A 21,703-nucleotide genomic window follows, 5' to 3' on the forward strand; every position below is an offset into this window, starting at 1 on the left:
GCTCTCAGCCGCTTCTCACGATCGTTATAAGCGAGCCCGTCACAGTGGCGGGGAACAACGGGGACGTCCGCCACGTTGTCCCCGACGAAGGGCAGCCGCCCGCTGGAGGTGCCGAAACCACCGATGCGCACTCAGACGACCGACCCGGCCACTGAGCCGGTCGCCGCCGCCCCCGTCGCCATCGCCCCGACGGAGGCCGCCTGGACACCGCCATCGTGGGACGAGGTCGTGCGCGAGCACGCCGACCGTGTCTACCGGCTCGCCTACCGCCTGTCCGGCAACCAGCACGACGCCGAGGACCTGACCCAGGAGACCTTCATCCGGGTGTTCCGGTCGCTCGCCTCGTACAAGCCGGGCACGTTCGAGGGCTGGCTGCACCGCATCACCACGAACCTGTTCCTGGACATGGCCCGCCGCCGCTCGCGGCTGCGCATGGAGGGCCTGCCCGAGGACACCGACCGCATCGTGGGCGACGACCCGAGCCCCGAGCAGGTCTACTCCGACACCCACCTGGACCCGGATCTCCAGGCCGCGCTGGACGAGCTGCCCCCGGAGTTCCGCGCCGCCGTCGTCCTTTGTGACGTCGAAGGCCTGTCCTACGATGAAATCGGCGCCACGCTCGGCGTGAAGCTGGGCACCGTCCGCAGTCGGATCCACCGCGGCCGCCAGGCCCTGCGCGCGAGCCTGGAGCGCCGCGCCGAGCTCGCACGGAAGGACGTTGGATGACCGAGCTGCGCGGGTGGAGTCTGCCGAGCCTGCCGGAACAGCATCTGCTGCCCGACGCGGTGGTGGCCTTCGTCGACGGTGAGCTGTCGGCGACCGCCCACGACCGTGCCGCCGCGCACCTGGCCCGCTGCCCCTTCTGCGCCGCCGAGGCCGCCACCCAGCGGCAGGCCCGGTCCATGATGAAGGCCGCCCCGGCGCCGTGCGCGCCCGCCGGCCTGCTCGCCTCGCTGATGAACATCCCGCAGGACGTGGAGCTGCCCAGCGGCCCCGACAACCTCGCGGTCACCGAGGACGGCCAGCTCGTCACCGTGCTGCGTCCCGGCAAGGCCACCGAGAAGCTCCGCCCTTTCGGTAGCGCGCCCGCCTTCGGCTCGTCGGCGCCGCTCGGCAGCGGCCCCAACGTGCTCGGCAACCGCGTGTCCCGCCGGACCAAGCAGGGCGCCGGCGTGGTCGTGTCCGGGCTGGTGCTCGGCGCTCTCGCCATCGTGACCATGCACGGCGACACCCCGCCGTCCGGCGACAACTCGACGCCGCCGATGGACGCGCGCCCGGTCGCCCAGGTGCAGCCGACGTCCACCACCCACACCACCGTGGCCCAGCTGCCCACACGGTGAATTCACCGCTGCTGCGGCAGGCTGGCGGTTGATGAACGAGCAGCAGCCCAGCCCCGAGCAGCCGCCGGTCACGCCGGTCTCGGGCGTTGACGACGGTCAGGGCCGCCGCATCGGTCCCCGGCCGCTCGACCGCCCCGCGGTCGACCCGGAGCTGACCGCCGAGTTCGGCCGGCCCCAAGGCGTGGACAGCGCGTTCGCACCCCGTGCGACCCAGCCCGCCAACGGTTCCATCGCGCTCGCCCCGCCGCCGCCCGAGGCGTTGAGCATGGCCTTCGGCCGCCCCGACAGCGCCGGCGACGTCGTCTTGCAGCGCGCGCCCGGCTCGCTCCCGTACGGGTCGGAGCCCGAGGTCGAGCCCGTGTTCTGGCAGGACTCCGCCGACCGCGACCCGTGGCGCGACCCGGCCGCCGGCGCGATCCTCGGGCCGCCCGCGGCCACGACCGAGGAGCCCGGCGAGGAGAAGGCCAAGCCCGCCACCCAGAGCGGCCCCATGCTGTCCGTGCCCGAGCTGATCTTCGGCCGCCGGGTCAAGCCCACCGCGTTGGGCGCGCTGGCCGGCGTCGCGCTGCTGATCGGCGTCGGCGGCGGCATAGCGGGCTGGGCCATCGCGCAGTCCGGCAACCCGCTGACCAGCTCGGTGACGCTGAGCCAGGTCGACCCCGGCAAGGAGCGCGCCGCCGGCTCGATCGCCGACATCGTCAAGCGCGCCCAGGCCGCCGTGGTGCAGATCGAGGTGCAGGTCGGCAGCGGCGGCGGGCTCGGCTCCGGCGTCATGATCGACAGCGGCGGCTACATCCTGACCAACAACCACGTGGTGTCCGCGGCGGCGTCCGACCCGTCGGCCACGCTGCGGGTCGTGTTCGCCGACGGCACCAAGACCGATGGCAAGATCGTCGGCCGGGACCCGAAGACCGACCTGGCCGTGGTCAAGGTGTCGGTGACCAACCCGACCGTCATCCAGCTCGGCAAGTCCGGCTCGCTGGCCGTCGGCGACCAGGTGATCGCCATCGGCTCGCCGCTGGGCCTGTCCAGCAGCGTCACCAGCGGCATCGTCAGCGCGCTCAACCGGCCGTTGCAGGCCAACGGCGAGGGCGGCGACCCGCCCGTCACCTACGACGCCATCCAGACCGACGCCGCCATCAACCACGGCAACTCCGGCGGCGCGCTGCTCGACGACACCGGGGCCCTGGTCGGCATCAACAGCGCCATCCTGTCGCCCAACGACAGCGGCTCCATCGGCATCGGCTTCGCCATCCCGATCGACTTCGCCAAGCGCGTCGCCGAGGGCCTGATCCGCGACGGCCAGGTCAAGCACGCCGACATCGGGCTCAACGCCCGGTCGGTGTCCGCGGTGTCCACCGACGGCGCCCAGGTCCAGAACGTCAAGCAGGGCGGGGCGGCGGACAAGGCCGGCGTCGCCGAGGGCGACGTGATCACCAAGTTCGGCGACCGGGTCATCCGCACCGCCGACGAGCTGAGCGTGGCGGTGATCGAACGCAACATCGGCGACACCGTGCCCGTGACGGTCGTCAGGCAAGGCAGGCAGATGGTGCTACAGGTCACCACGCAGTCCGATTAGGCTGGGAGACGTGTTCGGAATCAGCTGGGGTGAGTTCCTCGTCCTGATCGTCGCCGGCCTGTTCATCCTCGGGCCCGAGCGACTGCCGGGCGCTGCCGCCTGGCTGGCCAAGGGCGTGCGGCAGGTGCGGGACTACGCCAACGGCGCCCGGGAACAGCTGCGTTCCGAACTGGGGCCGGAGTTCGACGAGCTGCGCAAACCACTGGAAGACCTGCGGCAGCTGCGGGAGTTCAACCCCAAGCGGGCCATCACCCGGCACCTGCTGGACGACTTCCCCGAGGACACCGGCTACAAGCCCAACGGCTTCCCGGCCGCCACCACCCCGCCGACCAACCAGCGCGAGGAGCAGCGTCCGCTGTCGCCGGGGGAGCGCCCCCCGTTCGACCCCGACGCCACCTGATCCCGCCGGCGGGATCCGTCTTGATGCAGGGAAGGACGCCTTACCCTCGCTGAATGCACGTAAGGCGTCCTTCCCTGCATGTCCGAGGGTGCCGGTGCGAACGATTGCGTCGAAGACATCGGCTGGTCCGGGCGGGGACCCGGGAGCGATGCCGGAGCCGGGTGGCGGGCGCCCGGCCTGGGGAAACGGCGTCGCTCAGGGGGCCTCGGGCAGCGGCGGCGAGGCCGAGGCCAGCTGCTCGCAGGTGCGCCCGAAGACGGCGATCTCGGCCTCGCCCAGCGCGTCGACGAAATGCCGCACGACGCCGGCCAGGTGAGTGCCGGACGCGCTGCGTAACCGATCAAGTCCCGTCTGGGTGAGCACGGCAACGACGCCGCGGCCGTCGCCGTCGGCCCGCTCGCGGCTCACCAGCCCGGTGCGCTCCAGCCGGTCGACCAGCCGCGTCACGCCGGAGCGGGACAGCAGCACGGCGTCGGCCAGCTCCGTCATCCGCATCCGCCGGCCCGGCGCCTCCGCGAGCTGCACCAGGACGTCGTAGGACGCCAGCGACAGGCTCTGCTCGGCGACGAGCTCGGTCTCCAGATGTCGGACGATGCGGGCGTGTGCCCGCAGGAATGACCGCCACACGGCTAACTCGGTCCGGGTGGGAAGTCGGGTCCTACCTGTGTCCAGCACGACCCACCATGTTACGGAACGCGTCCAGATGATCGCGCAGTGCCCCTATCGTGATTCGGCGAACTCCCGCTGACCGGTCGGTAACAACGGCTCGTAGCATGGGTCTCGTGACTTCACTCCCGAGTGCCGACGCCGTGCGGGCCGCCCTGGGCGGCGTCCAGGATCCGGAAATCCGCCGCCCGATCACCGAGCTTGGCATGGTGAAGGACGTCACCATCGGCGCGGACGGCGCGGTGACCGTCGCCGTCTACCTGACCGTGGCCGGCTGCCCGCTCCGCGACAAGATCACCGCGGACGTGACGGCCGCGGTGAGCAAGGTCGACGGCGTCACCGGCGTGCGCGTCGAGTTGGACGTGATGAGCGACGAGCAGCGGTCCGAGCTGCGCAAGTCGCTGCGCGGCGACGCGGCCGAGCCGGTCATCCCGTTCGCCCAGCCCGGCTCGCTGACCAGGGTGTACTGCGTCGCGTCGGGCAAGGGTGGGGTCGGCAAGTCGAGCATGACGGTCAACCTGGCCGCCGCGATGGCCGCGCGCGGGCTGTCCGTGGGCATCGTCGACGCCGACATCTACGGCCACTCCATCCCGCGCATGCTCGGCGCCGACGGCCGGCCCACCCAGGTCGAGAAGATGATCATGCCGCCGCAGGCCAACGGCGTGAAGGTCATCTCGATCGGCATGTTCGTGCAGAACAACGCCCCGGTCGTGTGGCGCGGGCCGATGCTGCACCGGGCGCTCCAGCAGTTCCTGGCCGACGTCTTCTGGGGCGACCTGGACGTGCTGCTGCTGGACCTGCCGCCCGGCACCGGCGACATCGCCATCTCGGTGGCGCAGCTGATCCCCAACGCCGAGATCCTCGTGGTCACCACGCCGCAGCAGGCCGCCGCCGAGGTCGCCGAGCGGGCCGGGGCGATCGCCATGCAGACCCGGCAGCGCGTGGCCGGCGTCGTCGAGAACATGTCGTGGATGGACATGCCCGACGGCAGCCGGATGGAGCTCTTCGGCTCCGGCGGCGGCAAGATCGTCGCCGACTCGCTGACCAAGGCCATCGGCTCCGAGGTGCCGCTGCTTGGCCAGGTGCCGCTGGACCAGCGGCTGCGCGAGTGCGGCGACGCCGGCACGCCCCTGGTGCTCGCCGACCCCGAGGCCCCGGCGTCCAAGGTGCTGACCGAGGTGGCCGGCAAGCTCACCGTCAAGTCCCGCGGCCTCGCCGGCCGCCTGCTGTCGGTCAGCCCCGCAGGCCGCCGCTAGGCGACCCGCCGGCGTCGGAGGTCGCCCCGCCGGCTCCCGGACAGGGTGCCCCGCGGGCCTCCCGGACGGGTGTGAACCGGCGGGTGTCCGGACGGGTTGCCCTGCGGGCTCCTGGACAGGTTTGACCCGCCGGTCTCCGGACAGGGTGCCCCGTCGGCTGCTGGACGGGTTGCCCCCCGCCGGCCGCTGGACCAGGGCGAATTGAGCAGCCCCCGAATCAATCCAACCACTCGGGTCTGACATTTCGGGTCGGGCGAGTCCCTGTCGGACCGCCGTCACCGCGAACTGTCAGACCCCTGTGCTTGGCTGGCTGCGTAGGACTCTTGGGGGAGGCTGCTCCTATCGAAGATCAACTCTTGTTGCGGACGGGTTCCTCGTCGTCGTCCCAGCGCGGATCGTCGCGGATCTGCTCCGCGGACGGGCTGGATGCCTTGCGCGACCGCTTCTTGGACCCGGCGAGCTCCGCCCGCAGCCGGTCGAGCTCGCTGCGCAGGTAGTCACGGGTGGCGACCTCGCCGACGGCCAGCCGCAGGGCGGCCAGCTCGCGGGCCATGAACTCGGTGTCGGCCTTGGTCTGGGCGGCCCGCGCCCGATCCTCCTCCAGCGAGATGCGGTCCCGGTCGTCCTGGCGGTTCTGCGCGAGGAGGATCAGCGGCGCCGCGTAGGCGGCCTGGGTGGAGAAGGCCAGGTTGAGCAGGATGAACGGGTACGGGTCCCACTGGAGGGTCACCGCGAACAGGTTGAGGCTGATCCAGACGACCACGATGAGCGTCTGCCAGAACAGGAACTTGCCGGTGCCCAGGAACCGGGCCAGCCGTTCGGAGAACCGGCCGAACGCCTCGGGGTCCACCTCGATGGCCCACCGGCGCGGCGCTCTGGGCTGGTCGAGCCGCCGTCGTGAGGTCAGCTCAGGCATTGGCGACGCCCTCCTCCTCGTGGTGCAGGGTCTCCCGCCAGTCGTCCGGCAGCAGATGGTCCAGCACGTCGTCAACGGTGACGGCGCCGAGCAGGTGGTCCTCGTCGTCCACCACGGGCGCGCACACCAGGTTGTAGGTCGCGAAGTACTTCGTCACCTCGATCAGCGAGGCGGTCGGCCCCAGCCGGGGCAGGTCGGTGTCCAGCGCGCCGGCCACGAGATCCGACGGCGGCTCCCGTAGCAGCCGTTGCAGGTGGACGCAGCCGAGGTAGCGGCCGGTGGGCGTGGCGGTCGGCGGCCGGCAGACGAACACCATGCTGGACAGGGCCGGCGTCAGCTCGGGGTTGCGGGCCCGGGCCAGCGCCTCGGCGATGGTGGCGTCCGGGGTGAGCGCGACCGGCTCGGGCGTCATCAGACCGCCGGCGGTGTCGAACGAATACTCCAGCAGCCGCTTGACCGGCGCGGACTCCTCCGGCTCCATCAGCTCCAGCAGCCGGTTCTTGTCCAGCTCGGGCAGCTCGGCCAGCAGGTCGGCGGCGTCGTCGGGGTTCATCGCCTCCAGGATGTCGGCGGCGCGCTCCTCGTCGAGGTGGGCCAGCATGTCCTTCTGGTCGTCCTCGGGCAGCTCCTCGATCACGTCGGCGAGGCGCTCGTCGTCCAGGGCGTCGGCGACCTCGTAGCGGCGCTTGGCCGGCAGATCGCGCAGCGCGTTGGCGACGTCGGCGGCGCGCATGGTGTCGAACTGCGCCAGCAGCTGCTGCGCGCCCTGCGGTTGTGAGGACAGCTCGGCCATCCCGAGCCCCACCACGTCCTCCCAGCGCAGCACCTGCACGGGCCCGCGGCGACCGAGCCGGCCGGTTCGCTCACGCACGGCGACCCGGCTCATCTCCCAGTCGCGGGTGCGGGTCGGCTCCATCGCGACGTCGACGACGACCGCGCTCACCGCGCCGCTCTCGACGCCGATCCGGGCGTCCAGCAGTTGCCCGACGGCAACCACTTCGTTGGGGCGCTGGTGGAAGTGCCGCATGTTCACCGAGCCGGTGGACAGCACCACGGCGTGCGGCTCGATGCCGGCGACCCGCAGCATCGGCACGAAGATTCGCCGCCGGGTGACCAGCTCCACCACGATGCCGAGCACCCGCGGCGGCTGTCGGTCCGTCCGCAGGCTCGCCACCACGTCGCGAACCTTGCCGATCGCCTCACCATCCGGGCCGAATACCGGCAATCCGGCCAGTTGGGCGACAAAAATCCTGTCTGTGGCTGCCACACGCAAAGGCTAACGTTGTCCGGTGACGACGCTGCGTTTCGATGTGCTCGACGTGTTCACCGACACCCCGTTCACCGGCAACCAGCTCGCCGTGGTGCACGGCGCCGAGGACCTGTCCGCCGAGCAGATGCGGACAATTGCCGCGGAGTTCGGCTACTCCGAGACGACGTTCCCGCTGCGGCCGACCCAACCCGGCGCGGACTACCGGGTTCGGATCTTCACGCCGAGTGAGGAGTTGCCGTTCGCCGGTCACCCGAGTGTGGGAACGTCCTGGCTGCTGGCCCGCGACGGCGTCATCGGCTTCGGACCGGCCGTGCAGGAGTGCCTCGCCGGCCTGCTGCCGGTGGTGGTGGACGAGCGCGGCTCGCGGATCACCGGCGGCAAACGCACCGTCGGCCCGAGTCTGGACCGGGCCGCGCTGGCGGCGTCGGTCGGGCTCACGGTAGACGATCTGTCCGATGTGGACCCCGGTATCGCCGGCTGCGGCCTGGACTGGGCGTACCTGGGGGTCAAGCCGGACGCGGTAGCCCGGACCGTGCCGAACCCGGCGGCGATTCTGGCCGCGGGCGCGGAACACGGTGTGCAGGTGTTCTCGCTGGTCGACGGTGAGGCCCACGCCCGGGTGTTCGCCGGCGACATCGAGGACGCCGCCACCGGCTCGGCGGCGCTGGGCCTGTGCGCGTTCGCCGTCGACCGCGGACTCATCGGCGAGACGGCGGACATCGTTGTGCGGCAGGGCATCGAGATGGGGCGATCGTCCACTCTGTACTGCTCGGTGACACCGGAGGCGGTGACGGTCCGGGGTGACGTCGTGCACATCGCCAGCGGCCAACTGAGCTGGGCCGGCTGATTGCCACATGCGCTTCCTACTTGCGCGCTGACGCCACATGCGCTTCCCATTTGCCACCATCGCGCAAATGGGAAGCGCATGTGGCATAAAAGGCGGGGGATGGGCTAGCGGCCGGCTAGGGTGGTGGCGATGACGCCACAGCGCTCGGCGGGCCAGCCGTCCTCCTCGGCCCAGTTCACCACGGCCGAGACGAACGTCCATGCCCGCGCCTTGTCGGCGTCCAGGTCCTCGATCTCCACCAGCATGTCGAGCCGGCGGCGGATCCGGTCCGGCTCGAAGCGGTTCCACAGCAGCGTGGCCAGGCCGAACTCGGGATCGGCGGCGAGCACCTTGGGGTCGATCACCAGCCACGGCTCGCGGTCGCCGGCCAGGATGTTCTGGAAGTGCTGGTCCTCGTTGACCATCTGGCCCAGCGCCCGGGGTCCGAGGGTGCGGCAGTGGTCGACGGCCTCGTCGATGATCCGCCTGGGCACGCCCTGAGCCCGCGGCAACTGCTCGGCCCAGCGGGCGGCGTTGGCCCGCAGGGTGCGCATCCGGTGCGGGGCGGGCCGCCGAAGGCGTCTGCGCAGCGTGGCGGCGATCCTCAGAGCGTCCTCGATGGGTTGGTCGGCAAGGGTTTCCGGACGCAGCCGCTCCAGCAGCAGCACGCCCTCCTCGCCCTCGTGGTCGAGCAGTCGAACCGCACCGTCACCGTCCCACATGGACAGTGCGAGCCACTCGTGCTCGGATTCCTCGTGCGGCAGTCCGAGTTTGAGCATCGCCGGCGTGCCGTCGGCCCGGCGCACCGGCTGCACGACGCTGACGAACCCGTTGACGGGCCGGCCGTCCAGCGTCAGGTCCCAGCGGTCCAGGTACTCGCCGGCCAGTTCCGGCAGCCCGTGCAGCCAGCGCGTGGCGTCGTCGTCATCCCAGCTGAGCACCGTCTTCGCGAAGTCCTTGGGAATCCGGATCAAGTCGGTACACCTCTGTCCAGAGCGGCTCCGCGTTGAGTCTGGCCGCCCGGAGCGCGTCCGTCACCTCTTTTTCCGGCTCGACCAGCGAGGCCGTCGCGGGCACGTCGGCCAGGTGGGAGTGCGTGGTGGGGGACCGAACGGTGATCGTGCAGGTCACGCCGTCGCCCAGGCCCGGCACCTGCTGCTCGTCGCCGCCGACCGCGACCCACAGCGCGCCGTCCCGCCACAGCGCCCAGACCAGCCGCGGCCGGTCGTCGACGGTGATCCAGACGGCGGCGGCCTTGCGCAAGGCGTTGTCCAGCAGACGGGTCATCTCCACCGGTTCAGCTTCGCACGGGCCTGTGACGGGTGACTCAGCGAATGGCGGGCACCCCGAGGTCGTGCCAGCATCGCCGTAAGTTACCGGTCAGTACGAGGAGGTACCGCCGTGCCGCGTCCCCGCCGATCCTGTCTCGCCGTCCCCGGCTCCAGCCAGAAGATGATCGACAAGGCCCGGACGCTGCCGGCCGACCAGGTCTTCCTGGACCTGGAGGACGCCTGCGCGCCGCTGGCCAAGCCGGACGCCCGCAAGACGATCGTGGCCGCGCTCAACGAGGGCGGCTGGGGTGAGCGGACCCGGGTGGTGCGGGTCAACGACTGGACCACCGAGTGGACCTACCGCGACGTCGTCGAGGTGGTCGAGGGGGCCGGCGCCAACCTGGACTGCCTGATGCTGCCCAAGGTGCAGACCGCGCAGCAGGTGCAGGCGCTGGACCTGCTGCTCACCCAGATCGAGAAGACCATGGGTTACGAGGTCGGCCGGATCGGCATCGAGGCCCAGATCGAGAACGCCCGCGGCCTCGTCGAGGTGGACGCCATCGCCACCGCCTCGCCCCGGGTGGAGACGATCATCTTCGGCCCGGCCGACTTCATGGCGTCCATCAACATGAAGTCGCTGGTCGTCGGCGAGCAGCCGCCCGGCTACGACGTCGGCGACGCCTACCACTACATCCTCATGCGCATCCTGATGGCCGCCCGCGCCAACGACGTGCAGGCGATCGACGGGCCGTACCTCCAGATTCGGGACGTGGACGGCTTCCGCCGCGTCGCCGGCCGCGCCGCCGCGCTCGGCTACGACGGCAAATGGGTGCTGCACCCCGGCCAGATCGACGCGGCCAACGAGGTGTTCAGCCCGGACCAGTCCGACTACGACCACGCCGAGAACATCCTGGACGCCTACGAGTACTTCACCTCCGACGCCGGCGGAAAGCGCGGCGCGGTGATGTTGGGCGACGAGATGATCGACGAGGCGTCGCGGAAGATGGCGCTGGTGATCGCCGGCAAGGGGCGCGCGGCTGGCATGTCCCGCACGGACAAGTGGGCCCCGCCGGCGGAATGATCGCGGCCGTGTTCTGCGCGGACGAGTGGGCGCCGTTGGCGGAGTGATCGCGGGTGAGTGGATGCCGCCGGTGGAGTGATCGCGGCCGTGTTCTGCGCGGACGAGTGGGCGCCGTTGGCGGAGTGATCGCGGGTGAGTGGATGCCGCCGGTGGAGTGATCGCGGCCGTGTTCTGCGCAGACAAGCTGGCTCGGCCGGCGGCATGGACGAGCGTGGTGTCGGCGCGGATTCCTGCCGCGCCGGCATTTGATCCGTGTCTCGTGAACGCGTAGGAACGTGTTACTGTTTGTGAGGCGGATCAAAGATCAGACTACACAAATCGCGGCATTCGACTACGCCGCGTGGTGAATCACGGTGAGATAACGCACAGAAGGCAACCTTGGTTTGCCTCGCACCCCCGGTGTCGGTTCAGGCTGGTCCCCATGTCCAAGCACTCGAAGGGGATTCACCTGTTCCGCCGCCGTCGCCACGACGATCTGCTGGAGCGCAGCTTCGTGCCGTGCGCCGGCTGCGGCCGGTCGGTCTACGTGTTCGCGGAGCAGTGCCGGTCCTGCGGCGACGCCGTCCAGGTCCGCGCCAGCTGAACCGATCGGGTGAGCACCTTCACAGGGTGAGACGTCGCGGGGTTGGGGATACTCACCGGTAACCAGTCAGCGACGACAAGGGGACCATCATGGCCCGGCTCGCCCAGACCGCCGGTCTCACCGAGGTGCAGCAGGAGATCCTGAACACTGTTCGCGACTTCGTGAACAAGGAGATCATCCCGCACGCCCAGGCGCTGGAGCACGACGACGCCTACCCGGCGGACATCGTCGAGGGGATGAAGGAGATGGGGCTGTTCGGCCTCACCATCCCCGAGGAGTTCGGCGGGCTCGGCGAGTCGCTGCTGACCTACGCGCTGGTCGTGGAGCAGATCGCCCGCGGCTGGATGAGCGTCTCCGGCGTGATCAACACGCACTTCATCGTCGCGCACATGATCAAGCAGCACGGCACGGACGCGCAGAAGGCGCATTACCTGCCGAAGATGGCCACCGGCGAGATCCGCGGCTCGTTCTCCATGTCCGAGCCGGACCTCGGCTCCGACGTCGCCGCGATCAAGACGCGGGCCCGCAAGGACGGCGACTCCTACGTCATCGACGGTCAGAAGATGTGGCTGACCAACGGCGGCACCTCCAACCTGACCGCGGTCCTCGTCCGCACGGACGAGGGCGCGGACAAGCCGCACAAGAACCTCACGGCCTTCCTGGTCGACAAGCCGGTCGGCTACGGCGAGGTGACGCCCGGCCTGACCATCCCCGGCAAGATCGCCAAGATGGGCTACAAGGGCGTGGACACCACCGAGATGGTGTTCAGCGGCTACGAGATCGCGGCCGACCAGGTGCTCGGCGGCGTCACCGGCCAGGGCTTCTCGCAGATGATGGACGGCGTCGAGGTCGGCCGGGTCAACGTGGCCGCCCGCGCCTGCGGCATCTCGATCCGCGCCTTCGAGCTGGCCGTCGAGTACGCCCAGCAGCGCAAGACCTTCGGCAAGCAGATCGCCGACCACCAGGCGATCGCGTTCAAGCTGGCCGAGATGGCGACCAAGGTCGAGGCGGCGCACCTGATGATGGTGAACGCGGCCCGGCTCAAGGACTCCGGGCAGCGCAACGACGTCGAGGCCGGCATGGCCAAGCTGATCGCCTCCGAGTACTGCGCCGAGGTGACCCAGGAGTCCTTCCGCATCCACGGCGGCTACGGCTACTCCAAGGAGTACGAGATCGAGCGCCTCATGCGGGAGGCCCCCTTCCTGCTGATCGGCGAGGGCACCAGCGAGATCCAGAAGACGATCATCAGCCGGGGACTGCTCCGGGAGTACCAATCCCGGGGTTGATCTCGGCCCGTCCGGCACGCCCGGTTCGCGTGGTTCGTTGGTCGTGAGGACAATGGGAGGCCACCGACCGCGAACGAGGTGATATCGGTGACGAGTTCGTTCTCATCGCAGGACCGGCCGACCGGCCCGCCGCGACTGCCGACGAAGCCGACCGGCTGGCCGATCGGCTCGTACGAGGAGTACGGGCAGGCGCAGCGCGCCGTCGACTTCCTGGCCGAGAGCGAGTTCCCGGTGCAGGACGTGACCATCGTCGGCGTCGACCTGATGCTGGTGGAGCGGGTCACCGGCCGGCTGTCCTGGCGCCGCGTGCTGGGCGCCGGCGCGGCCTCGGGCGCGTGGTTCGGCCTGTTCGTGGGCGTGATGCTGAGCCTGTTCACCGGCGGCCAGTCGGCGGGCCTGCTCCAGATCGCCGTGTGCCTGGTGCTGGGCGTGCTGTTCTTCGTGGTGTTCGCGGCCGTCGGCTACGCCTCCACCCGCGGCCGGCGCGACTTCCAGTCCTCCAGCCAGCTGGTGGCCGGCCGCTACGACGTGCTGTGCCAGCCCCGCAACGCCGAGCAGGGCCGTGACCTGCTGGCCAAGCTGGCGATGCGCCCGGCCGCCGGGCCGCTCTAGCGCGAACCGCCCGCCGGTGGGGTCTCCGCCGGCGGGCCTTGGTACATCTGGGCAAGAGGCACGCCCGGTGTCTGAATCGTTGCCCCAATCGCTTGCGGCCGCCAAAACGGCGGTCCTAGGTTCGGCTGCACCGGTCCGCCGGGGCGGGCCGGGGCACATCGGGGTGCCGGGCTGATCTGGTGGACTTCGTGGGTGTCCGCCGGTACGTGCGCGGGTTCGGCCCCCTTCAGCGATGGGAGGCAGGACCGATGGCACAGCCAACCGGTCGGCGCCCGCGGTGGCGACGGGGCGCGGTGGCGATGGCCGCCGCGGCACTGGCCGCACCGATGGTGGCCGCCTGCGGGGCGGGTGCCGGCGAGGGCGTCACGATCACCGTGTACTACCCGCCGGAACAGCACTTCCAGAACGTCGTCGACCAGTGCAACCAGCAGGCCGGCGGCGCGTACCACATCGTCGACGTCACGTCGCCGCGCGATGCCGACGGCCAGCGCGAGCAGATGGTGCGAAGACTGGCCGCCGGGGACCCCAGTCTCGACATCCTCGGCCTGGACGTGACCTGGACGTCGGAGTTCGCCGGCGCGGGCTGGATCGAGCCGTGGACCGGCGCGAACGAGGCGCAGGCGCGCCAGGACGTGCTCGCCGGGCCGCTGGCCTCGGCGTCCTACAACGGAAAGCTCTACGGGGCGACGAAGAACACGAACGTGCAGCTGCTGTGGTACCGCGGCGATCTGGTGAGCACACCACCGTCCACTTGGGACGAGATGATCGCCGACGCGCAGCAGCTCAAGCAGCGGGGCAAGAAGTACAAGATCGGCTTCACCGGCGCGCAGTACGAGGGCCTGGTGGTCGGCTTCAACACGCTGACCGCGTCCGCGGGCGGCACGCTGGTCTCCGACGACGGCACGAAGGCGGTCGTCGACGACGGCGCGGTGCAGGCGCTGGCCATGCTCAAGAAGTTCGCCACCGCCGGCGTCACCGACGCCGGCCTGTCCAGCGCGCAGGAGCAGCAGATCGCGCTGCTGATGGAGAACGGCGACTCGGCGTTCGAGCTGAACTGGCCGTACGTCTACGCGGCGATGCAGCAGGACAAGCCCGACCTGTTCAAGAACTTCAAGTGGACCCGGTACCCGAGCCTGACGCCGGGCGGCCAGGCCAAGGTCACCATCGGCGGCGAGAACCTGGCGATCAGCACCTACTCGCAGCACAAGGACGAGGCGTTCAAGGCGGCGCTGTGCCTGCGCAGCCCGCAGATGCAGGACTACTCCGCGGTCAACGACGGCGTGCCGCCGACGATCGCCAGCGTCTACGACGCGCCGGACATGGCCAAGGCGTACCCGATGAAGGACGACATCAAGGCGGAGCTGGCCACCGCCGCGAGCCGGCCGATCACGCCCGCCTACCAGAACGTCTCCACCATCATGCAGAACCTGCTCTCGCCGCCGTCGGCCATCGATCCGCAGGCCACCGCGGACAAGATGCGGCAGGCGATCCAGGACGCGCTGGACTCCAAGGGGGTGCTCCCGTGAGTCAGACCACCGAGGCGGCCCGGCCCGCCACCACGCACCGGGCCAAACCCGTGCTGAGCGAGGGAAAACGGGCCGAGCGGCGGCTGGGGCTGCTGCTGTGCGCGCCGGCGGCGATCGTGATGCTCGCGGTCACCGGCTGGCCGATCATCTACTCGGTCTGGCTGTCCCTGCAACGCTATGACCTGCGGTTCCCGGACAAGCAGGAGTTCGTCGGGCTGGCCAACTACGGCACCGTGCTGTCCAACGGCTACTGGTGGACGGCCTTCGGCACCACCGCGCTGATCACCGTGGTGTCGGTGGCGATCGAGCTGGTGCTGGGCATGGCGCTGGCGCTGATCATGCACCGGACGCTGGTCGGCCGCGGCCTGGTCCGCACGGTTTCCCTGATCCCGTACGGGATCGTGACGGTGGTGGCCGCGTTCAGCTGGAAGTTCGCCTGGACGCCGGACACCGGCTACCTGGCCAAGCTGGTCGGGCCGGACACCGCCGTGCTGACCGAGAAGCTGCCGGCGCTGAGCGCGATCATCCTGGCCGAGGTGTGGAAGACCACGCCGTTCATGGCCCTGCTGCTGATGGCCGGGCTCGCCCTGGTGCCGGACGACCTGCTCAAGGCGGCGTCGATGGACGGCGCCGGGCCGTGGCAGCGGTTCACCAAGGTCATGCTGCCGGTGATGAAGCCGGCGATCCTGGTGGCGCTGCTGTTCCGCACCCTGGACGCGTTCCGCATCTTCGACAACATCTTCATCCTCACCGGCGGCTCGCAGGGCACCGGCTCGGTGTCCATGCAGACCTACGACAACCTGATCCGCGGCCTGAACCTGGGCATCGGCTCCACCATGTCGGTGCTGATCTTCATCGCGGTGGCGATCGTCGCCTTCGTGTTCATCAAGGTGTTCGGCACCGCCGCGCCCGGCTCCGACCCGGGGAGGCGATGATGGCCGTCATCACGACCGGAAAACGCGTCCGGTGGACGATCATCGACGTCATCGTGGTGGTGTACGCGCTGGTGCCGGTGCTGTGGACGCTGTCGCTGTCGTTCAAGTCCAAGGCGACCATCGGCGACGGTTCGTTCATCCCGCAGGAATGGTCGGTGCAGAGCTACGTCGACATCTTCCAGACCAACGACTTCCTGCTGGCGCTGGTCAACTCCATCGGCATCTCGCTGATCGCCACCGCGATCGCCGTGGTGCTGGGCACGATGGCCGCCTACGCCATCGCCCGGCTGGACTTCCCCGGCAAGACCGCGCTGGTCGGCTTCTCCCTGCTGGTGGCCATGTTCCCGCAGGTGTCGCTGGTGTCGCCGCTGTTCTCCATCGAGCGGTCGCTGAGCCTGTTCGACACCTGGCCGGGGCTGATCCTGCCGTACATCACCTTCGCCCTGCCGCTGGCCATCTACACGCTGTCGGCGTTCTTCCGGGAGATCCCGTGGGAGCTGGAGAAGGCGGCCAAGATGGACGGCGCGACGCCGGCGCAGGCGTTCCGGCGGGTGATCGCGCCGCTGGCCGCGCCGGGCGTGTTCACCACCGCCATCCTGGTGTTCATCTTCTGCTGGAACGACTTCCTGTTCGCCATCTCGCTGACGGCGACCACCCGCTCCCGCACGGTGCCGGCGGCCCTGCAGTTCTTCACCGGCGCCTCGCAGTTCGAGGACCCGACCGGGCAGATCTGCGCGGCGGCGGTGGTGATCACGATCCCGATCGTGTTGTTCGTGCTGTTCTTCCAGCGTCGCATCGTGGCGGGGCTGACCTCCGGCGCCGTGAAGGGGTGAGGCCGTCGTGGCCGAGATAGTTCTGGACAAGGTGACCAAGCGCTACGCGGACGGCGCGCTGGCCGTCTCCGACGTGAACATCGAGATCGCCGACGGCGAGTTCGTGATCCTGGTCGGGCCCTCGGGCTGCGGCAAGTCCACCACGCTCAACATGATCGCCGGGCTGGAGGACATCACCGGCGGCGAGCTGCGCATCGGCGGCGTGCGGATGAACGAGAAGGCGCCCAAGGACCGGGACATCGCCATGGTGTTCCAGTCCTACGCGCTGTACCCGCACATGACCGTGCGGGAGAACATGGCCTTCCCGCTGAGACTGGCCAAGGTGGACAACGCGACGGTGACGAGGAAGGTGGAGGAGGCCGCCGCGATCCTGGACCTCAAGGCGCACCTGGACCGCAAGCCGGCCAACCTGTCCGGCGGCCAGCGGCAGCGGGTCGCGATGGGGCGGGCGATCGTGCGCAGCCCCAAGGCGTTCCTCATGGACGAGCCATTGTCCAATTTGGACGCCAAGCTGCGCGGGCAGATGCGCACCTCGGTGTCGCGGCTCCAGAAGCAGCTGGGCACCACCACCGTGTACGTGACCCACGACCAGACCGAGGCGATGACGCTCGGCGACCGGGTCGTGGTGCTGCGCGGCGGGCTCGTGCAGCAGATCGGCGCGCCGCAGTTCCTCTACGACCACCCGGCCAACCTGTTCGTGGCCGGCTTCATCGGCGCGCCGGCAATGAACTTCCTGCCGGCCACGCTGGAGAACGGGTCGCTGTCGACGCCGCTGGGCACGGTCGCGCTGACCGACCGGGTCCGGCGGGCGGCGGAGGCGGCGGACGCGCCCCGTGAGGTGATCATGGGCGTGCGGCCGGAGCACTTCGAGGACGCGTCCCTGGTGGACGCGGCGGCGCTGGACCGGGGCGCGTCCTTCGACGCGCAGGTCGAGGTGCTGGAGTCGATGGGCGCGGAGAAGTTCGCGTACTTCTCGGTGGAGGGCGGCGAGGCGCACGCCTCCGACCTCGCGGACCTGGCCGCCGACGCCGGATCCGCGGGTGTGCCGGACACCGGAAGCCAGGTGGTGACACGGCTGTCCGCGGCGTCGGCGGTGGCCGAGGGCCAGCCGGCGAAGTTCTGGTTCGACACCGACAAGGTCCAGCTGTTCGACCCGGCCTCGGGAGCGAACCTCACCTATTCGGCGGATTGAGCGCCACCGACCGGGGCTTTCCTCGCCGAGGAAAGCCCCGGTTGGCCGCTGATATCCGATCCGTCCCGGTGCGACCATCGGACCGGGGTGATCCACATGGCGATCGGCGACCGGGCCCGGCTCACGGACTGGCAGCTCACGGTCGAGGCCCGGGCCCGACGGACGCGGGCCGACCTGGCCGAGCTGGAGGGCGTGGCCGGCACGGACCGGGAGCGGCGGTCGGCGGTCGAGTCGCTGGCCGTGGTGGACCGGGTGCTGGACCACCGCGAGCGGTTCTGGCGGCTGCCGGCGTCCTGGTGGTCGGGCTGGCACATCGAGCGGGCCTGGCGGGCGCTGCACGAGGCCGAGGTGTGCACGGCGGCCGCGCTGCCGGACCTGGCCGGCCGGCTGCCGGGCCTGCGCCAGCGGATCTCGGGCCTGCTGTCGGAGGACGACCTGCGCCGGCAGGCCCTGGACACCCTCGAACCCGGACGGCCGCCGGGGCCCACGGATCGGGCGATCGTGGTCGACGCCCTGCGCGCGGCCTTCGACGCCTCCGACGACGCCCACGCGGCGGCCCGGGCCCTGCGCAACAAGATGGTGGCCGCGGCGCTGCTGCTGTTCGTCGTCAACACCGCGCTGGGGCTGGTCGGCCTGCTGCGGCCGGAGTTCCTGCCGATGTGCGCGCACCTGCCCGCGAACGAGCAGATCCGCGCCTGCGCCACCGGCGCGAAGACCCCGGCGCCGCTGGACGTCTGGCTGGTGCAGCTGATCGGGGCGTTCGGCGCCATGGTCGCGGCGGTGGTCCTGCTGCTGCGCCGCCGGCCCAGCCTGTCCCCGTACATCCTGATCGGCTACCAGGCGCTGATCAAGGTGCTGCTCGGCGCCGCGCTGGCGGTGATCGGCGTGCTCGCGCTCAGCGCCGGCGTCGCCGAGGGGCTGACCTGCATCACCTCGCAGGCGGCGCTGCTGCTGTGGGCGGCCCTGCTCGGCTACTCCCAGCAGGTGGGCACGCGGCTGCTCGACAACTACGCGGACCGGGTGATGAACCACGTCCGGCCGCTGCCTGATGTGTCGCGCTGACCGCCAGCGCCGGAGCGGCTAGCGTGCACGTGTGCTGGCGAAGTTGTTCCGGGACATCTCGGAGACCTGCCGACCGGGCAGCCCCCTGACCTACCACCTGCTGAACTCCGCCGCGGACGACCTGGACGCCGGCGGCGTCACCGCCCGCGTGATGGCGGGGTCGGAGCGGGACCGCCCGGGCACGGTGCCGGGGCTGCGATTCGCGGGCGCGGTGCACCGGGTGGTGCTCGACGGCCGCGCGCCCAACCTGGCGGCGCACTACCCGTCCATGGGTGGCACGCCCCGGTTCGAGGCGCTGTGGCCGGACGTCGAGGCCGTCCTCAAGGAGCACGAGTCCGAGGTGCGCCAGCTGGTGCGGGGCAGTGCCGTGCAGACCAACGAGCCGGGGCGCAACGGGCCGCTGTACGGCGGTCTGCTGGTGGCGTCCGAGCGTGTCGGTGGGTTCCCGGTGCGGCTGCTGGAGGTCGGTGCCAGCGGCGGCCTGAACCTGCGTCCGCACAAGGTCGCCTACGTGCTGCCGGACCGGGTTCTCGGCGACCCGGACAGCGTGCTCCAGCTCGACCCGGAGTGGACGGGGCTGCCCCCGGCGGACCTGAGCCGGTCGCTGGAGATGCACAGCCGGGCCGGCTGCGATGTGAATCCCGTTGACGTGACGGCAAAGGAGGGCCAGCTGCACCTGTCCTCCTTCGTGTGGGCGGACCAGGTGCACCGCATGGAACGGCTGCGTGCCGCGATGCGGCTGGCCGCCGCCGATCCCGTACGGGTGGAGCGCGCCGACGGCGCGGAGTGGCTGGAACGCCAGCTCGCCGAGGCGCACGACGGCGTGCTGACGGTCGTGTGGCATTCGGTGATGTGGCAGTACGCCTCGCCGTCGGAGCGGGAACGTGGCCGCGCCGCCCTCGCGGAGGCGGCGGCGCGGGCCACCGAACGGACCCCGTTGGCGTTGCTGGTGTTCGAGCCGCGCCGGGCCACCGCGCAGTTCGAGCTGCTGCTCAAGCTGTGGCCGGCCGGGCTGTCGTTGCGGCTGGGCCACGGCCGCGGGCACGGCCTCCCGTTCACCTGGGCCGAACAGCCCTGGGGCCGGTGATCCCGCGGGCGGGATCACCGGCCGTCCGGCTCAGGTGCTGCCGTTCGCGATCGTGACCGGTCCGGCGTTGGTGCGGTCGGCCGCGGCGTCGGCCTGACCGAACGGGTCCCACGTGCCGTCCGCGTGGCGGACGGTGTGACCCATGCCGGACTCCACGCCGGCCCCGACGACCTGGAGCTCGCTGGCGGCCGGCGCGGCCTGTGCCGCCGGCAGTGTGCGATCACGCGGCCCCGGCCGGCGCCGGCGGAACGAGCGTGCGAATGATGCGGGACATTTCTGTTCCCCCATGGAGTTCTGATGAGAAGTTGTCCACAATGGACGAACTTGAGCGGCGGCCATCGCCGTGAGATTCAGAAAAGGTGACGGCGAGCCCGCTCGAAAGTTGCTGCTTGTCGGGCGAGAGCCGGATTCCAGCTCTCCGTGCGGCGGTCGGACGCCGGCCCGTCACCGCGGAGCGTGCGAACTTCGTTGCGTTCCATGGTCTTTCCCCCGCGTCATCCCTTCTGACATGAGGGAGACGTGTCCCGGCGGGCTCGGGTTGCCCTCCGCCCGGTCCAGCTCTTTCCCGCCGGCCCCGGCGGGAAAAAGCTGGCGGCGAAGGGAAGTTCAGTTCTGGCGCGCGATGATCAGGGTGATGGTGGCCAGCCACAGCAGGACGGCGGTCATCACCCAGAACAGCGGGTTGCTGAGGATCTTGGACATGGCGAGGCTCCGGTCGCTCGGAGGGGTGAGGGGCTACAGCCAGCGGTTGCGACGGAGTATTCGGTAGAGCAGCAGGCAGACCAGCACGATGACGGCCAGCGCCAGCGGATAGCCGAATCGCCAGTGCAGCTCGGGCATGTCCTCGAAGTTCATGCCGTAGATGCCGGCGATCATGGTCGGGATGGAGATGATCGCGGCCCATGCGGTGATCTTGCGCATGTCCGTGTTCTGCTGGAGCGTGATCTTGGCCAGCGCCGCGTCGATGAGCGTGCTGAGCAGCTCGTCGAAGCTGGCGATGTGCTCGGACACCGTGGTCAGGTGGTCCTCGACGTCCCGGAAGTAGGAGCGGACCTCCTCGGGCACCAGCGTGATGTAGCCCTCGGACAGCCGGCGCAGCGGGGTCGCGAGCGGCGTCACCGCGCGCCGCAACTCCAGCACTTCCCGCTTCATCAGGTAGATCTGCTCGGAGTCGACGGCGGTGCGCGGCGCGAAGACCTGCACCTCCATCTCGTCGATGTCGTCCTCGATGGCCTCGGTCACCGCGAGATAGGCGTCCACGGCCATGTCGGCGATCGCGTGCAGCACCGCCGCCGGGCCCATGGCCAGCCGCTCCGGGTCGGCCTCCAGCTGCCGCCGCAGCGTGCCCACGCCGGCGTGCTTGCCGTGCCGGACCGTGACGACGAAGTCCTTGCCCAGGAACACCATCAGCTCGCCGGTCTCGACGATCTCGTTGGCGGTGTCGGGTGAGTCGTGCTCGATGTAGTGCACGGTCTTGAGCACCATGAACAGCGTGTCGTCGTACCGCTCCAGCTTGGGCCGCTGGTGCGCCTGCACGGCGTCCTCCACGGCCAGCTCGTGCAGCCCGAACGTCTCGGCCACGCCCTGGATCTGCTCCTCGTCGGGCTCGTACAGGCCGATCCAGACGAAACCCTCGCGCCGCTTGCGCACCTCGTGCACCGCGTCGGTGTGCGTCCAGCGCCCGGGCAGACGCTTGCCGTCGATGTACACGCCGCAGTCGACGACGTACGCGGACAGCGGCACCGGGATGGGCGGCGCGACCCGCCCGTTGGTGCGGGCGGCTCGGCCGCGCAGTCCGCTGAACGAGGGCAGGCTGGGCATACGGCCTCCGAGGATGGACGGTTCGAACAGGGCGAACGCGTCCGGGCCGGGCCAGGCGCTTACACGAAAGAATGAACCTGGTCGGCGGGGACGCGGTACCTACTACTGGCACTGGACATCTGGCGTCCCTCACCTCCTAAGGTCGGTCGGTGTGGTGTCGA

At 70.5% G+C, this 21,703-nt stretch carries 22 protein-coding genes; 16 read left to right on the forward strand and 6 right to left on the reverse strand.

Annotated features, from left to right (window positions below):
- The first annotated feature begins 123 nt into the window (after positions 1-123).
- Genes sigE through BCF44_RS31190 form a run of 4 tightly spaced genes read left to right on the forward strand, consistent with a single transcriptional unit; the run spans position 124 to position 3,319 of the window.
- Positions 124-726: an RNA polymerase sigma factor SigE gene (gene sigE / locus BCF44_RS31175; protein WP_246015768.1), complete on the forward strand. Its 603-nt coding sequence runs from the start codon at positions 124-126 to the stop codon at positions 724-726.
- The gene (locus BCF44_RS31180; RefSeq protein WP_116177984.1) at positions 723-1,340 is read left to right on the forward strand and encodes an anti-sigma factor family protein; all 618 of its coding nucleotides are present in this window, start codon (positions 723-725) and stop codon (positions 1,338-1,340) included. The genes sigE and BCF44_RS31180 overlap by 4 nt, the downstream gene beginning before the upstream one ends.
- A gap of 31 nt (positions 1,341-1,371) precedes the next feature.
- On the forward strand, positions 1,372-2,919 hold the full coding sequence (locus BCF44_RS31185) for a S1C family serine protease (RefSeq protein WP_116177985.1): 1,548 nt from the start codon (positions 1,372-1,374) through the stop codon (positions 2,917-2,919).
- Positions 2,920-2,929: 10 nt separating this feature from the next.
- On the forward strand, positions 2,930-3,319 hold the full coding sequence (locus BCF44_RS31190; protein WP_116177986.1) for a sec-independent translocase: 390 nt from the start codon (positions 2,930-2,932) through the stop codon (positions 3,317-3,319).
- 195 nt (positions 3,320-3,514) lie between these two features.
- Here BCF44_RS31190 and BCF44_RS31195 read toward each other — a convergent pair whose 3' ends face one another.
- On the reverse strand, positions 3,515-3,994 hold the full coding sequence (locus BCF44_RS31195; protein WP_116177987.1) for a MarR family transcriptional regulator: 480 nt from the start codon (positions 3,992-3,994) through the stop codon (positions 3,515-3,517).
- A 107-nt stretch (positions 3,995-4,101) separates the two neighbouring features.
- On the opposite strand from BCF44_RS31195, the gene BCF44_RS31200 reads away from it, so the two are divergent.
- The gene (locus BCF44_RS31200; protein ID WP_379799498.1) at positions 4,102-5,241 is read left to right on the forward strand and encodes an Mrp/NBP35 family ATP-binding protein; all 1,140 of its coding nucleotides are present in this window, start codon (positions 4,102-4,104) and stop codon (positions 5,239-5,241) included.
- 349 nt (positions 5,242-5,590) lie between these two features.
- Here BCF44_RS31200 and BCF44_RS31205 read toward each other — a convergent pair whose 3' ends face one another.
- Complete coding sequence (locus tag BCF44_RS31205; protein WP_116177989.1) at positions 5,591-6,157, reverse strand: DUF1003 domain-containing protein; 567 nt, start codon at positions 6,155-6,157, stop codon at positions 5,591-5,593.
- Positions 6,150-7,424 carry a magnesium transporter MgtE N-terminal domain-containing protein gene (locus BCF44_RS31210; RefSeq protein ID WP_116177990.1) on the reverse strand — a complete coding sequence of 425 codons (1,275 nt, stop codon included), beginning with the start codon at positions 7,422-7,424 and terminating at the stop codon, positions 6,150-6,152. The genes BCF44_RS31205 and BCF44_RS31210 overlap by 8 nt, the downstream gene beginning before the upstream one ends.
- 22 nt (positions 7,425-7,446) lie before the next feature.
- On the opposite strand from BCF44_RS31210, the gene BCF44_RS31215 reads away from it, so the two are divergent.
- Positions 7,447-8,274, forward strand: a complete 828-nt coding sequence (locus BCF44_RS31215) for a PhzF family phenazine biosynthesis protein (RefSeq protein WP_116177991.1) — start codon at positions 7,447-7,449, stop codon at positions 8,272-8,274.
- Between the two features lie 104 nt (positions 8,275-8,378).
- On the opposite strand, the gene BCF44_RS31220 is transcribed toward BCF44_RS31215, so the two are convergent.
- Together BCF44_RS31220 and BCF44_RS31225 are read right to left on the reverse strand one after the other, a co-directional pair.
- Complete coding sequence (locus BCF44_RS31220) at positions 8,379-9,227, reverse strand: aminoglycoside phosphotransferase family protein (RefSeq protein WP_246015772.1); 849 nt, start codon at positions 9,225-9,227, stop codon at positions 8,379-8,381.
- On the reverse strand, positions 9,178-9,540 hold the full coding sequence (locus BCF44_RS31225) for a hypothetical protein (RefSeq protein WP_246015809.1): 363 nt from the start codon (positions 9,538-9,540) through the stop codon (positions 9,178-9,180). Before BCF44_RS31225 ends, BCF44_RS31220 begins: the two co-directional genes overlap by 50 nt.
- Before the next feature lie 114 nt (positions 9,541-9,654).
- On the opposite strand from BCF44_RS31225, the gene BCF44_RS31230 reads away from it, so the two are divergent.
- The 10 genes from BCF44_RS31230 to BCF44_RS31270 all read left to right on the forward strand — a co-directional run bounded on the left by BCF44_RS31230 (position 9,655) and on the right by BCF44_RS31270 (position 19,721).
- Positions 9,655-10,605 (forward strand): HpcH/HpaI aldolase/citrate lyase family protein, encoded by a 951-nt coding sequence (locus BCF44_RS31230; protein WP_116177993.1) that lies wholly within the window; start codon positions 9,655-9,657, stop codon positions 10,603-10,605.
- A gap of 421 nt (positions 10,606-11,026) precedes the next feature.
- A complete protein-coding gene (locus BCF44_RS55795; protein ID WP_170217841.1) occupies positions 11,027-11,188 on the forward strand; it encodes a hypothetical protein in 162 nt (53 codons plus the stop codon).
- Positions 11,189-11,277: 89 nt separating this feature from the next.
- Complete coding sequence (locus tag BCF44_RS31235) at positions 11,278-12,474, forward strand: acyl-CoA dehydrogenase family protein (protein WP_116177994.1); 1,197 nt, start codon at positions 11,278-11,280, stop codon at positions 12,472-12,474.
- A gap of 81 nt (positions 12,475-12,555) precedes the next feature.
- Positions 12,556-13,086, forward strand: coding sequence for a YflT domain-containing protein (locus BCF44_RS31240; RefSeq protein WP_116178109.1), 531 nt, complete (start codon positions 12,556-12,558; stop codon positions 13,084-13,086).
- Between the two features lie 248 nt (positions 13,087-13,334).
- A complete protein-coding gene (locus tag BCF44_RS31245; RefSeq protein ID WP_116177995.1) occupies positions 13,335-14,612 on the forward strand; it encodes an ABC transporter substrate-binding protein in 1,278 nt (425 codons plus the stop codon).
- On the forward strand, positions 14,609-15,547 hold the full coding sequence (locus tag BCF44_RS31250) for a carbohydrate ABC transporter permease (protein ID WP_116177996.1): 939 nt from the start codon (positions 14,609-14,611) through the stop codon (positions 15,545-15,547). The genes BCF44_RS31245 and BCF44_RS31250 overlap by 4 nt, the downstream gene beginning before the upstream one ends.
- The gene (locus BCF44_RS31255; RefSeq protein WP_379799486.1) at positions 15,544-16,380 is read left to right on the forward strand and encodes a carbohydrate ABC transporter permease; all 837 of its coding nucleotides are present in this window, start codon (positions 15,544-15,546) and stop codon (positions 16,378-16,380) included. The genes BCF44_RS31250 and BCF44_RS31255 overlap by 4 nt, the downstream gene beginning before the upstream one ends.
- 7 nt (positions 16,381-16,387) lie before the next feature.
- The gene (locus BCF44_RS31260) at positions 16,388-17,572 is read left to right on the forward strand and encodes an ABC transporter ATP-binding protein (RefSeq protein WP_116177998.1); all 1,185 of its coding nucleotides are present in this window, start codon (positions 16,388-16,390) and stop codon (positions 17,570-17,572) included.
- 96 nt (positions 17,573-17,668) lie between these two features.
- Positions 17,669-18,634, forward strand: coding sequence for a hypothetical protein (locus tag BCF44_RS31265; RefSeq protein ID WP_116178110.1), 966 nt, complete (start codon positions 17,669-17,671; stop codon positions 18,632-18,634).
- Between the two features lie 31 nt (positions 18,635-18,665).
- A complete protein-coding gene (locus tag BCF44_RS31270; RefSeq protein ID WP_116177999.1) occupies positions 18,666-19,721 on the forward strand; it encodes a DUF2332 domain-containing protein in 1,056 nt (351 codons plus the stop codon).
- 735 nt (positions 19,722-20,456) lie between these two features.
- Here the strand turns inward: BCF44_RS31270 and corA are convergent.
- Positions 20,457-21,542: a magnesium/cobalt transporter CorA gene (gene corA, locus BCF44_RS31280; protein WP_116178001.1), complete on the reverse strand. Its 1,086-nt coding sequence runs from the start codon at positions 21,540-21,542 to the stop codon at positions 20,457-20,459.
- Positions 21,543-21,703: the final 161 nt, after the last annotated feature.

This window comes from Kutzneria buriramensis, assembly GCF_003387475.1.
GTDB classification, from domain to species: domain Bacteria; phylum Actinomycetota; class Actinomycetes; order Mycobacteriales; family Pseudonocardiaceae; genus Kutzneria; species Kutzneria buriramensis.

Excerpts from the sequence above, each read along its gene's own strand:
- BCF44_RS31235 (WP_116177994.1), top strand. The coding sequence starts at position 11,278 with ATGGCCCGGCTCGCCCAGACCGCCGGTCTCACCGAGGTGCAGCAGGAG.
- corA (WP_116178001.1), bottom strand. The coding sequence starts at position 21,542 with ATGCCCAGCCTGCCCTCGTTCAGCGGACTGCGCGGCCGAGCCGCCCGC.
- BCF44_RS31255 (WP_379799486.1), top strand. The coding sequence starts at position 15,544 with ATGATGGCCGTCATCACGACCGGAAAACGCGTCCGGTGGACGATCATC.
- BCF44_RS31205 (WP_116177989.1), bottom strand. The coding sequence starts at position 6,157 with ATGCCTGAGCTGACCTCACGACGGCGGCTCGACCAGCCCAGAGCGCCG.
- BCF44_RS55795 (WP_170217841.1), top strand. The coding sequence starts at position 11,027 with ATGTCCAAGCACTCGAAGGGGATTCACCTGTTCCGCCGCCGTCGCCAC.
- BCF44_RS31225 (WP_246015809.1), bottom strand. The coding sequence starts at position 9,540 with ATGACCCGTCTGCTGGACAACGCCTTGCGCAAGGCCGCCGCCGTCTGG.
- sigE (WP_246015768.1), top strand. The coding sequence starts at position 124 with ATGCGCACTCAGACGACCGACCCGGCCACTGAGCCGGTCGCCGCCGCC.
- BCF44_RS31265 (WP_116178110.1), top strand. The coding sequence starts at position 17,669 with ATGGCGATCGGCGACCGGGCCCGGCTCACGGACTGGCAGCTCACGGTC.
- BCF44_RS31180 (WP_116177984.1), top strand. The coding sequence starts at position 723 with ATGACCGAGCTGCGCGGGTGGAGTCTGCCGAGCCTGCCGGAACAGCAT.
- BCF44_RS31245 (WP_116177995.1), top strand. The coding sequence starts at position 13,335 with ATGGCACAGCCAACCGGTCGGCGCCCGCGGTGGCGACGGGGCGCGGTG.
- BCF44_RS31185 (WP_116177985.1), top strand. The coding sequence starts at position 1,372 with ATGAACGAGCAGCAGCCCAGCCCCGAGCAGCCGCCGGTCACGCCGGTC.